Source organism: Leptolyngbya sp. 'hensonii' (assembly GCF_001939115.1).
GTDB lineage: Bacteria > Cyanobacteriota > Cyanobacteriia.
In genome coordinates, this window is record NZ_MQTZ01000047.1 from 20,051 (window position 1) to 33,213 (window position 13,163).

Sequence of the window (13,163 nt, forward strand, 5' to 3'; positions counted from 1 at the left end):
TTGTTGTTGATCCAAGGATTGACAGTGGGCTTCCAATTCCAAGTTAGTTGGAGCGCAGTTTGTTAGTATGTCCAACCGGAAGCGCCGTAGAACGACCCTCCAGGCCGATCAGAAATCTGACCTTTGGAGCCTCCAGACGCCACCCGCAACTTCCCAGTTTGCCCCCCGTCCCTTTGTGGTTCAGGCTCCAGCGGCACAGGGCACATCTTCGCTGCAAAGGCGTATTTCTGGGGCCTCCCAGTTTGGCCACAGTCTGGCCAGAATTTCAGTGGATCGTCCTGATGGCTCCCAAGCAGCAGGGGTGCAGGCCAAGCTGACGATCGGGCCATCGGACCATGCTTCTGAACGGGAGGCCGATCGGGTGGCCCAGCAAGTGGTCCAACAGATCCAGACCCCCCAGGTGCAGCAAAATCAGCAAGGGGCTTCTCTGCAACGCAAACCGGCAACTTCCATCCCAGCACTGCAAGGTACAGGTGTGGCGCAGGAATTGCCCACAGCCCCCTCCTCCCGTCTGGAATCTTCTCTACAGCAGGCTCGCCAGGGAGGAGAACCGATCGCACGTCCAGTCCGCCGATCGATGGAAAGGGCATTTGGAAGCGATTTTCAGGGTGTGAGAGTCCACCAGGATGCCAGGGCTGATCAGGTGAATCGATCGGTACAAGCCCAAGCCCTGACCACAGGACAGGATATTTTCTTTCGCCAGGGCGCTTATCAGCCCCATAGCCGCAGTGGCCAGGAACTGCTGGCCCATGAGCTAACCCATGTGGTGCAGCAAAATCAGTCGCCGCCCACAGGTGGGGGGATGGTACAGCGGAAGCTCATCACCCTCGCCAATGGCACCCAGGTCGATACCAAGAATCTGACGGCCCGCCAGATGGAAACCCACCTGGCCGATCCGAACCTGCCCCAGGCTGCCCGTGAGGCCCTGGAAAAGCGGCTGGTCCAAAAACCAAGGTTCTCAATTCGGAAGGTGAGAAATGAGTTTTTGGCCAGTTATGACGCTTTCATGCAGACGTATCCGCATGTGGCTCTGACCAGGCAGGCAGTCAAAGCCCGAATTGGTCAATTAACAGGAGCCCTGGCAGCAGAGGGGGTAACCAACTATCGCCTGGAAAATTATTCCAGCACCCTGTTTGGGTTCCCAGATTTACGGGGCCAACTGCAATCGATCAATCTGAAACTTGCTCCTGTCGGAAATGTGAATCAACAAGATGCAGATAGAGCCAGAGAAATGATTACGGATGTGCTGGTTTTCAGTGGTTTAATTCCCTCCAAAGAGAAGCAGCGCAAATTATTGGGTAATTTTTCCGGCTATTCCCGCTATGCCATTGAAATCTTGAATCCCACAAAAACTATTGATGTTCTGCGGAGTATTAACCAGCAACTATTAGATCCACACAACAAAGACATTCATCAGTCAGATGAACTTCAGAATCTAGATCTGGATCAACACGATACGATTACGGAACGAATGCTGAAGCTCTCCCTGGTGAATGCCAGGGCGCAGGTGCAGCGAGACATGCAGAATGACCAACTGTTCCAGGATATTCTGGCCAGTCCCCATATTGCCGAAGTCATGTTTGCCTCGAATGGAGCAGATGAGCAATATTTCCTGAATACCTGCCCGATCAGTGCTAAGAACACGGATATGGCCTCCCGAGCTTCCTCCATCGCCGTCTTGCTCAAAATTGGGCGCAATCTGGTCCAACATTTGAATGGACAGATTGGCAATGCGACACCGGCCCAGCAGAACAAGCATCTCACCTACCGGCAAACAGTGCAGCAACTGGTGCTGAAGCGCACCGCAGAAGCCGCTCAAGTCTTCAATAATATTGAGGCCCAGGCTCAGGCGATGCTGCAGGGCAATAATTTTGATTATGCCAAGTTAAAAGAACTGAAACAGGATTGGAGTCGGGTGATGCAAAAACTGGGGGGCGTGGTGAACTGGGATAGCCCTTCAGAGATCCCCCAGCTCTCCAAGAAATATGCGAAAGATCATTACTACGGTAGTGTGCCGATCGCGATCCTTGCAGGTCTGACGGTAAACCCCTTCCTCCCTAACACCCGCACAACCAAGCGGCTAGAGGGACCGGATGCTGGTGCCTATGCTAACATGACCGATCAGAGCATTGACGCATCTCCGGGTGGAGCAGATACCTCCCTGAATCCCCTGGGGCCGAATCATGTCAGGTTGAACCAATTCTGGACGAATCTCTATAAAGCCGGTGGCACCCCCTTCAGTTGTAACAGTCTGGTCGGGGGCCATAGCTTATATATGAAGGCAATTCTGCGGAATGGGGTCAAGGTATTTGCGATTAATGATCCGATGAGCAGAATCTTTGACTATAAGACCTTTGCCCAAATGACCGACTATGTTGTTGCCCATGATCCCCAGTTGCCAGGGAGCCTGGTTCCATAGGATAGGTCAGCTAACCCAGAAATAGTTTGTAAGCCGGGTTCTGGCTCTCATCCCAGTAATGGTAGCCCAGGCTATCCAGAAACGTCTGCCACTCGGCCATCTCATGGGGAGGCACCTGCATTCCCACCACAATCCGGCCATAGTCAGAGCCATTATTGCGGTAGTGGAACAGGCTGATATTCCAGTCGGGACTCATGGAGCCGACGAATTTCATCAGTGCCCCCGGTCGTTCTGGAAACTCAAACCGATAGAGCAACTCATTCTGGGCCAGGGGCGATCGGCCACCGACCATGTGCCGCAGGTGCAACTTAGCCAGCTCATCATCGGTCAAATCCAGGGTTTTGAAGCCACAGGTTTCAAAACTTTCAGCCATCCTGGCCCCATCAGCCCGATTTTCGATCTGGACCCCGACAAAAATGTGCGCCTCCCGATCGTCCGCAATTCGATAGTTAAATTCCGTCAGGTTACGGCGGCCCATGCATTCACAGAAGCGCCGCAGACTGCCCCGCTCCTCTGGAATCGTGACCGCAAAGATGGCTTCTCGCCGTTCCCCCAGTTCGGCCCGCTCGGCCACAAAGCGGAGCCGATCGAAGTTCATGTTGGCCCCACAGGCCACAGCAATCAAGGTCTTGCCCTGGATTTGCTCCCGCTCCACATAGGCTTTGGCAGCGGCGATCGCCAAGGCTCCGGCAGGTTCCAGGATCGATCGGGTGTCTTCAAACACGTCCTTGATCGCAGCACAGGTGGCATCCGTATCCACCAGCATCACCTCATCCACATATTCCTGACAGAGCCGGAAGGTTTCTTCCCCCACCTGCCGCACCGCCACCCCATCGGCGAAGAGTCCCACCTGGGAGAGGCGCACTCGTTCGCCTGCTTTGAGGGATTGGGCCATGGCGTCGGCATCCACAGGCTCCACGCCAATGATCTTGATTTCGGGCCGCAACCGCTTGATGTAGGCCGCAATTCCAGAGATCAACCCCCCACCCCCGATCGCCACAAAAATGGCATGGATGGGCTGCTGATACTGCCGCAGAATCTCCATGCCGATCGTGCCCTGGCCAGCAATCACATAGGGGTCATCAAAAGGATGGATAAAAGTCATCCCTTTCTCAGCTTCCAATTGACGGGCATAGGCATAGGCATCGTCGTAGGTGTCGCCGTGGAGAATGACCTCTCCTCCCCTGGCCTTGACCGCATCTACCTTCACCTGGGGCGTGGTCACAGGCATAACGATGATGGCCTGGGTACCCAACCGTCGAGCCCCCAGCGCTACGCCCTGGGCATGGTTACCCGCCGAGGCAGCGATCACCCCCTGGTGCAACAGGTCCAGGGACAGGTGAGCCATTTTGTTGTAGGCTCCTCGCAGCTTGAATGAAAAGACGGATTGGAGATCTTCCCGCTTCAGGAGCAGCCGGTTATTCAGCCGGGCGGACAGGTTGGGAGCCACTTCCAGGGGGGTTTCCTGGGCCACATCGTAGACGCGGGCCGTCAGGATCAGTTGCAGATAGTCGCAGAGCATGGATGTTGGGGGGAGGAATGCGGGTAAAAGATAATTTTACTGGCGTCGGCTGACCAGAACAAAACCCCGAGTTTTGCCCGCCGTAGGATCGGTGGTGGCCATGGCCTGCCAGAGATCCTGCGCGGATACCCAGACCGGCGGATACTTGTACCGGGCCACATCCAGAATCAGGAAGCGATCGCTTTCCCGGTTATAGGCGGCTAGGGGAGAAATGTGCCCGCCCCGTTCCTGCCCAATTTTGCTGCGAAGATAGTTGACAAGCACGAAATTTCCAGGCTGGCTGAGATTCTTCACCGCCAGACGGCGAAATTCCTCCAGGCTGCTGTCGGCACTATGGTAAACCTGCACAGTGACCGGATAGCTGCCCAGCAATTTCCCCAGTTCCTCCAACGTCATGCCCTGACGCCGCACCACATTGGGGCTGAGCACCTGCTGGGTGGCCGGATTGTCGAAGAAATTCTCCTGGGTAAAGGTGCGATAGGGTTGATATTGTGAAGCGGTAGGGGCTGGAATCCCCAGACTGTTGAGCACCATGACCATGCTGGCTACGCCACAGTAAGCCTGATTGATTTGAGTAACAAACTGGATACTGAGGTTCCAATAGTCGTCTCTGGCGTTGCTTTTGAGGAAGAGTTCTTCACCTTTGGGGGAGTTGAAGGCAATCAGGGCGGGTGGAAGGGCCAGGGGTTGGGAGATCGCCATGCCACCCACCATCCCCAGGGCTACGATCAGCCAGCGTGAAAAAGTTACCGTCGGTTGGAAGGTTTTATGCCTCATAGAAATATCCCTTAACTAGTAAGAATTTCAACTCCTTTCGGGGGGGCTAGCCCCCGCACCCCCACTGGGGGACACAGCGCGTCCTCCAGACCTCCTCCGCAAAATTTGACTACGATCGCGATCGGGGCGGGTTGGATCACTCTCGTTCGCTGAGTCAAGTGTTTTCCCGGCCACCCGCCCCTTAGTCCTCTGTCATCAATGACTAATGACTATTTTCTTGTTTTCCGAGGCCCATCTGGACTCGCCAGAGGCTGGCATAAATGCCATTTTGCTCCAGAAGTTTTTCGTGTCGTCCTTGCTCTACCAACTCTCCCTGTTCCATGACGTATATGCAGTCCGCATTCCGAATTGTGGAGAGGCGATGGGCGATCGCGATGGTGGTGCGGTTCTGGGTAATGCGTTCTAACGATCTCTGAATGGCGGCTTCGGTTTCGTTATCAACGGCTGAGGTGGCTTCATCCAGAATCAGAATGGGTGGATTCTTGAGGATAGCCCGGGCAATCGCAACGCGCTGGCGCTGACCACCGGAGAGTTTCTGGCCCCGTTCGCCCACGATCGTGTCGTAACCCCAGGGCAACTGCTGAATAAACTCATGGGCTTCTGCGACTTTGGCAGCCGTGATCGCTTCCGATAAGGTGGCTTCAGGCGAGCCGTAGAGAATATTCTCCAGAACGGTACCATGGAACAGAAAAACATCCTGGCTGACCCAACCAATCGCCCGCCGCAGATCCCGCAGGTCCAGTTCTCGGATGTCCACTCCGTCCAGGGTGATGATGCCCGACTGGATTTCATAGAGTCGCAGCAACAACTTGACCAGCGTACTCTTACCGGACCCGGTGGAGCCCACGATCGCGATCGTCTGACCCGCTGGAATGTGCAGCGACAGGTTTTTGATCACAGCAGGACGGCCTGTCCGATCGGCCCCGTGCCCATCCTGATAAGAAAAAGTCACCTGGTCCAGAATCACGTCACCCCGGATGGGGCTGGCCAGGGGTCGGTGCCCCGGATGGATCGCGATCGGGGTGTCCAGTAAATTCATCACCCGACTGGTGGAGGCCATGGCTCGCTGGTATTGATCCAGGGTTTCGCCTAATTGAGTCAGGGGCCAGAGCAGGCGCTGAATCATGAAGACCAGGGTGCTATAAGTCCCAATGGCCAGTTGTCCGGCGACAGCTTGCAATCCGCCAAACACCATCAGGGCTGTGAACCCCAGAAGGATCAGAATGCGAATCAGGGGCACAAAAGCAGCACTGAGGGCGATCGCGCGCCGGTTACTCTGCCGATAGGCGTCACTTTCCAGGCGCAACCGCTCCACTTCATAATCTTCTGTGACAAAACTCTTGATCGTGACAATGCCCCCCAGGTTATTGGAGAGGCGACTGTTTAACAGGCCCACTTTTTCCCGCACATCGGCATAGCGAGGAGCCAGCAGTTTCTGAAAGGCGATCGACCCCCAGAGAATGAAGGGCATGGGGAGCATGGCCATCCAGGCCACACCAGGCGCAACGATAAAGAATCCCGTGCCAATCACAACCACGGTGGTGACGACCTGCAGCACTTCGTTGGCCCCGAAATCCAGAAACCGTTCTAACTGATTGATGTCATCATTCACAATGGCCATCAAGCCGCCCGTACTGCGGGCTTCAAAGTACTCCAGCTCCAACTCCTGCAAATGGCGATAGGCATCCAAGCGCAGATTGTGCTGAATCCGTTGGGCCAGGTTACGCCACAATCGAGCATAGGCATACTCAAAAGCCGATTCCAACCCCCAGATCAGCATCGTTAGCAAAGCCAGAATCAGGAATTGGACTCGCAGATCGGGAAACCCGGCCCGCGCGATCAGAGAATTTTGCTTCTCGACCACCACATCTACAGCCACCCCAATCAGCACTGGAGGAGCCAGATCAAAAATCTTGTTGAGGACAGAACAGAGAGCCGCCAGCCAGATTTGCCGCTGATAAGCCCGTCCATATTCGACCAGACGCAATAGGGGCAGTTCCGGTTTAGGGTGCTGGGGGTTGGGCTGGTCTTGTAACCTGGATGTGACCCGCTGTGGGTTACTGTGCTCCCGATCGGGTTGACGTTGGGTTGTTTTAGCCAATCTCAAAGATCCTGAAATTTATCCTGAATCCATTCTGCCGATTTCAGGAGGATTTGAGGGGAATTATCTAGCGTTGCTTCCGATCAGGATTACTGACCTGCCATCGTTTTAAGCGTACTGATATATTTCTCGATCGCGTGATCTTTAACCCGAGCAGAGATGAAATTCCAGCTAAAACGAGGCCCAATCCGGAAATCTTGATCAACCGGACGATATCCCTGCCACCAGCGGGGAAGTTCTGGCACGATATCCATGCCATAAATGAAGTGGTAACTACTCGGCACCCGACGATTGAAGGAGTCGCGAAATCCGTCGTTGCCGACTTTAGGAGCCCCGAACGTATAGACCTCAACGGTCACTTTTTCCGAGAAGTTGTACTGGATATCCACCGCACATAGAATGGCCAGGGCACCTCCCAGACTATGGCCAGTCACCGTAACCTGGGAGACCTCATGGCGGTTGATAGACTCATGAATCTGTTCTCGGACTGAAAAATAAGCATTGACAAAACCACGGTGCATCAACGCGCCCGAACTGCTGCTTCCGGCATAGGGATACACTTTATCCCGTTGAGAAGCAATCTCCTGACGAATCACCTGTTTGTCAAATTCGGCCCGATCCTGCCGGGTATCAAAGTCCGTTTTCCAATCTACAGAGGATTCGCTCCCCCGAAACACCAGGATCAGGTCTGTCCCCCTGGGAAGGATGGCACATTGGGTATCAGTACTGGCCTGACTGATCAGAACCCGGTCACCCCATGCGGCAAAGATTTCCCCCTTAAAGTCTTGATAAACCTCTTGGGAGAACGCGGCGCATTGTTGAGCCTTAGCATAATCAACAGCCATGACGTCACTCTCACAAAAAACTTTGAGTCAATTCTAGGGCATTACTATCCTGGAATGATTCTATTCGGTTCTTCAGCCTTCCCCCCTACCCCCTTTCCCAAATTTGGAACAGACTGGGGTAGTCAAGAGTTTGGAACTTGATTAACTCTCATTCCTAAAACAAATGCAGTTGCGCCCTTTCCCCTTCGCTTGGTAAAGGGCCAGATCTGCTTGAGCAATCAGGTGTCCTGGAGCCATTTGCAACGTTGGAATAAATGCAGCCACTCCCAAGCTCAAGGTGATATACGGACTCACCTCTGATTTAGCATGGGGGATAGCGAGAGCTGAAATGGCCCTTTGAATTGATTCTGCAACCGTTATTGCTCCTTCTAAACTGGTGTTGGGTAGAATGGCTGCAAACTCTTCACCCCCATAACGGGCTACCAAATCTGCAGATCGCTGGGAAACCTGAGCTATGGCTTGTGCTACTTTAACCAAACAATCATCTCCATTCTGGTGTCCGTAGTGGTCGTTGTAGCATTTGAAATAATCGATATCGATGAGAATTAAGGCCAGAGATTGCTGTCCACGTATATGTCGTTGCCACTCGCTTTTCAGATAATCATCAAAATAACGACGATTAGGAATTTGAGTTAGCCCATCCAAGGTTGCCAGTCTGAATAATTTCTGGTTGGCATCCTGGAGCTCTGCCGTGCGCTCAGTGACTTTTTGTTCCAGCGTCAGGGTATACCTGGCTTTCTCCGCATAGAGTTGGGCGTTGGTGATGGAGATTGCTGCCTGTGTGGAAAAAAAGTTCAGGACAAGCAGGCGATCGTGGGTAAACACCCCACTTGTTGCCCGATTTTCCAAATACAAAATCCCTGCCAAGTTTCCCCGGTTTAAGATTGGCAAACCCAACACACTCCTGGGCTGATGGCGATGCAAGTAATCATCCATAACTGGCAAATCGGTCACAAGATTGTCAATTACAACCACTTCCAAAGTATTTTTGACATACTGGATCAACTTAATGGGGACTGTATCAGTCTGATCGAGCGGGACTGATAGCAAAGTAATCTGTTCCAGATCGGCAATCACCTGAACCTGCCACTGATCATCCTGGCAAAGAATCAGAGCACATCGATCGGCTCCCGAGTTTTCCATCATGGCCCTTGTCAGTGTTTGCATTAACTCATCCAGGTGAATGGTGCTGGAAAGGGCCTGCGACACCTGTAACAGCGCAGCAAAGTCAAGTGTACTGTTGACTATGCTACTGCTAGTGGAACTCTGATTGCGCGTGCTATCAAAGCTGTAAGTAGGGGAGGAAATCGTTGCCAGGGCTTGTAAAATGTCCGACTGGGCATTCTGTTGCAGAATGGGTCGTAACAAATCGGGATAGCGGGCTTCTAAGTCATCCGTTTTGGCTTTGGCTTCCCAACGGGCATAACCATAGTAAGCTTCTTGCATATAGCCTGCGGCAACTTTTTCTTTACCCCAGTCAAGATAGAATTTGGCAGCCAGTTCGTTGGCCAGCGCTTCTTCCTGGAGGTATGCATTTTGCTTCGCCCCTGCGATCGCCGCGTCATATTGTGTGATCGCTTCTAATTTCTGCCCCAAAAGCCGATACTTTTCGGCTTCGACCAATTGCCACTTGTGCAAGTAGTTCATGGGGGCATAGGTTGCCCAATCCTGTAATTGGGCCTGATTCTCTTGAACTCTTTGCTGTTGGGCTTCTAGTTCAATTGCAGATGCAGGGTCATGGGCCAGGGCAATGAGAGAGTCATAAAAATAGAACCCAGCCTTACAAACTGTGCCTGCAATCCCTACAATATACTGTCTGGCTTGATTAATATCGATCGTGGCCCCAGAGAGATCGCCAAGCAAGAAGCGATACATGGCGCTATGAAGATAAAAGATAAACAAGCGCAATTTATTGTCCATGGCCATAGCCTGAACAACCAGCTTTTCCACTTCCGTAGGGTTTGTGAAGGTCAGCACAGCCTTGTTGGGGTTACCTAACAGAGCAAGGGCCGTTTGCCAGACGATCGCACAATAATTAGCATTCGTAATTTGATTCAGATCAAGTAATTTTTGCTGGTAGACACGCGCTTGAAATTCCAGTTCACCCAAAGGTTCACCGCACCAGTAAGAATGGATGCAAAGTCCGTATCCACAATATCCAACCTGTTCCAATTTGCCGGTCTCCAATCCGGCTTGATAACCCAGCTTAAAAATGGCTATTGTTTCTCGCAAATGAGCCTGGCGATGGTGCAAAAAGAGACAGATCGGTACTATCGTTTCTGGAAGCATGCTTTTAGCCCCTGTTTCAGAAACAAGACGATAAGCCAACTGTCCAAATTGACCCCCTGTTTTCACATCTGCCAATCTCAGCAGAGAAACCCCATAGGCTGCATAACTAAAGGCTGACGCAGGACTATTTCCATACTGAATGGATAAATTGACCTGCAGTGTGTTCAGTAAAAGACCCAGGGGGGACCCCACAATATGGCATGCGGGTGTAATACTGGCTGCAATCTGGACCATCGCGATCTTTTCAGGATCTACCATAGCTGGCAGATCGAAAATCTCTTCAATGGAATTGACCCTCGATCGGGAATTGGACCGATCGGCATCCTCCAGGTCTAAGCTGTTTCCAATCAAAGCCCTCACCTCCTGAATAGCCTGCTGAATATCCGCCATGGTGGGGCAATCAGGAAAGTAAATGCCAAATTTCTGGAGAATTAACTGTCCTAGAGAGATCGCGTCTAAAAGCTGATTCTGAAAGGTTAATGCCTGAATTTTGATGATGTAAACGCCTATCTGGGCCAGGAAAGTCCGGGCATGCTGGATCACAGCATCAACATACTGATTCATCTGGCTCAATTCACCACAGAGGAATGCAACTTCTGCGGCCAGTTCATGCAAAGTTAGGCTGAGATCATATTGGCGTTGCCACCCTGCCGTACCCAGCAAATAGATGGCAATCTCCACATAGTTCTGAGCGGCATGATAGGCAGTAGCAGCTTTGGCTTTGCGGCACGCCAGGAGGTTGAGCTGAGCCAGATGATCGCGTTCCGTTTCCTGGTTAATCTGGGCAATTCCATAATTCAACTGGTTAACCACGACAAAAATGTCCGTCTCTATGGCTACAGCGGGAATCTTTTGGAGCAGCAATTGTCCAATCTGATAGTGGGTGATGGCTCGATCGGGTTCAGGCGTCAGAGAATAGGCAGCCTGTTGAACCCGATCATGCAGAAACTTATAGCTGAGCTGTAAGTTGTGAGTTGCAGGTTGTAAATTGTGATCTGACGCAGAGTGAGCAATGTAAAACTTGTAAACTTCACTTTGGGGTAAAATCAGCCCTTCCTGCAATGCCTCCCATAATGCGGTCGCCGTGTCTATCTCTGATTGTTCAGAGACGATCGCCAGCGTAGCCAGATCAAACTGGTTGCCAATGCAACCTGCCAGTTTCAACATCCTCTGAGTAGCTTCTGGTAACCTGCGCAACTGCGACGTCATCAGTTCCACGACATCATCCGTCAAGGAGGCTTCCCGCACCCGAACGATATCGCACTGCCAATACCTTGCCTGCGAATCAAACTCAATCAACCCATCCTGATGTAATGCCTTGAGAAATTGGGTGACAAAAAAGGGGTTGCCCTGGGTTTTTTGAGCGACTAATTCTGTTAATGGTTGGGCCATGACCTGGGAACAGTTGAGTGTCTCTGCAATCAACTGATTCAAACTGGCAGAACTCAACGGTTTCAGGGTCATGGTGTTCACCGTGGCCCCCGCTTTGCGGATGATCTCTAAGGTCAGCATCAAAGGATGCATTGGAGAGACTTCATGATCCCGGTATGCCCCGATCATCAACAGGTAGCCCTGTTCCGCCTCTGTGATCAATAGCTGCATCAAATTTAGAGAAGCAGAATCAGCCCATTGCAAGTCATCCAAAAATATCACCAATGGATAGGCTGGTGTGGTAAAAACCTGGATGAACTTTTGGAAGAGTAAATTAAACTGATTTTGCGCTGCTATCCCCGATAATTTTGCTGCCGGAAGTTGCTTCCCAATGATGCGTTCCAGTTCTGGAATCACATCAATGATGACTTGTCCCTGTTCACCAAGAGCATCCAGAATTTGTGTTTTCCAGACCTGTAATTGGGCATCACTTTCACTCAACAGTTGCCCCATCAAATCTCGGAAAGCCTGAACAAAGGCACTGAAGGGAACATTACGGTTAAATTGATCAAATTTTCCCTGGATGAAATAGCCGCGCTGCCGCACGATCGGCTTATGGACTTCGCGAACAACTGATGTTTTTCCAATCCCCGAGAAACCTGTGACCAGCATCAGTTCGCTCCGAGGAGGATGGGTAGAGATGCGCATCTCGATCGACGCTGTACCCGATTGCCCTCTGGAGATTTGATGCTCCTGGGGTGTGGTTACGCGAGCAAATGCAGCCAGCAGGATAGCAACCTCTTGTTCCCGTCCATAGAGTTTTTCAGGAATGAGGAAACGATCGCACATATCCCGTTGCCCAATTTCAAACGCCTGAATCGTACCTGTCGCCTTCAGTTGAGCCAGGCAGGTTTCCAAATCATCCTTTAAGCTTAAGGAACTCTGGTAACGATTCTCAGCATTCTTAGCCATCAGTTTCGCGACAATGTCTGCGATCTCCGATGGAATTTTCAACGTTGGGTTTTTTCCATGAAATTGGTCCAATCTAGGGACCGGTTTAGCAATGTGGCAATGCAGCAGTTCCAGCGGATCCTCGGTCTGAAAGGGTAATTCTCCGGTCAAGAGCTCAAACAGGGTTACCCCCAATGCATAAAAATCAGTCCGGTAGTCAATTCCCCGATTCATCCGTCCAGTCTGTTCCGGTGCTAGATAGGCCAATGTTCCTTCCAACACATTGGGGTGTTTGACTTCTTCAGTTTCTTTGGGGAGTAGGGAGGCAATGCCAAAATCAATCAGCTTGACTTGTTCGGTCACAGGGTGAATCAGAATATTGGCCGGTTTAATGGCTTTGTGGATAACCCGGTTTTGCGATAAATCGTGCAGGATGGTGGCAAGCTGTAAGGCGATCGTCAGAATATCAGCTATAGGTCTGGCATCCTCCCCGTCTCTCTGTTGGCTCATCCATTCTCGCAATGAAATTCCACCAAAATCTTCCATCACAAGCGCATAGCTATTGCGATAGGGCTCCAAAGCATAGGGGCGAATAATACCTGGGATATCGAGATTTTTAGTGATCGTGTATTGATTTCTAAATTGCAATAGTTCACTAAAAGTAGGATAATCTCGTTGTAGCAGCTTAATCACTACAGGTTGCTGATCTATTAACCGTATCCCCCGATAAATCAGTGTTCTGGAACCCTGATAAAGTTGTTCGATTAAACGGTACCCTGGCAAGGAAAAGGCAGCATTTGCAATCATATTCACAGGCAGTGACCTCATTGCACAAGTTAACTTGTACATAATATCCATTGTGTTTTTCAGGATACGGAGCTTCTACCC

Annotated in this window: 6 protein-coding genes; 1 reads left to right on the forward strand and 5 read right to left on the reverse strand. The window is 51.5% G+C overall.

All coding sequences use genetic code 11. The annotated features are described in order from the left end of the window. Positions 1-67 precede the first annotated feature (67 nt). On the forward strand, positions 68-2,419 hold the full coding sequence (locus BST81_RS19615) for a DUF4157 domain-containing protein (protein WP_075600207.1): 2,352 nt from the start codon (positions 68-70) through the stop codon (positions 2,417-2,419). A 10-nt stretch (positions 2,420-2,429) separates the two neighbouring features. On the opposite strand, the gene ilvA is transcribed toward BST81_RS19615, so the two are convergent. The 5 genes from ilvA to BST81_RS19640 form a co-directional block, all read right to left on the reverse strand. Then, positions 2,430-3,941 carry a threonine ammonia-lyase, biosynthetic gene (ilvA, locus tag BST81_RS19620; RefSeq protein WP_075600208.1) on the reverse strand — a complete coding sequence of 504 codons (1,512 nt, stop codon included), beginning with the start codon at positions 3,939-3,941 and terminating at the stop codon, positions 2,430-2,432. A gap of 36 nt (positions 3,942-3,977) precedes the next feature. Beyond that, positions 3,978-4,718 (reverse strand): phytochelatin synthase family protein, encoded by a 741-nt coding sequence (locus BST81_RS19625; RefSeq protein ID WP_075600209.1) that lies wholly within the window; start codon positions 4,716-4,718, stop codon positions 3,978-3,980. 202 nt (positions 4,719-4,920) lie between these two features. Beyond that, entirely contained in the window at positions 4,921-6,819 is a 1,899-nt protein-coding gene (locus BST81_RS19630; RefSeq protein ID WP_075600210.1) for an ABC transporter ATP-binding protein, read from the reverse strand. A gap of 89 nt (positions 6,820-6,908) precedes the next feature. Next, the gene (locus BST81_RS19635; protein ID WP_075600211.1) at positions 6,909-7,664 is read right to left on the reverse strand and encodes a lipase family protein; all 756 of its coding nucleotides are present in this window, start codon (positions 7,662-7,664) and stop codon (positions 6,909-6,911) included. A 141-nt stretch (positions 7,665-7,805) separates the two neighbouring features. After that, a complete protein-coding gene (locus BST81_RS19640; protein ID WP_075600212.1) occupies positions 7,806-13,082 on the reverse strand; it encodes a diguanylate cyclase in 5,277 nt (1,758 codons plus the stop codon). Positions 13,083-13,163: the final 81 nt, after the last annotated feature.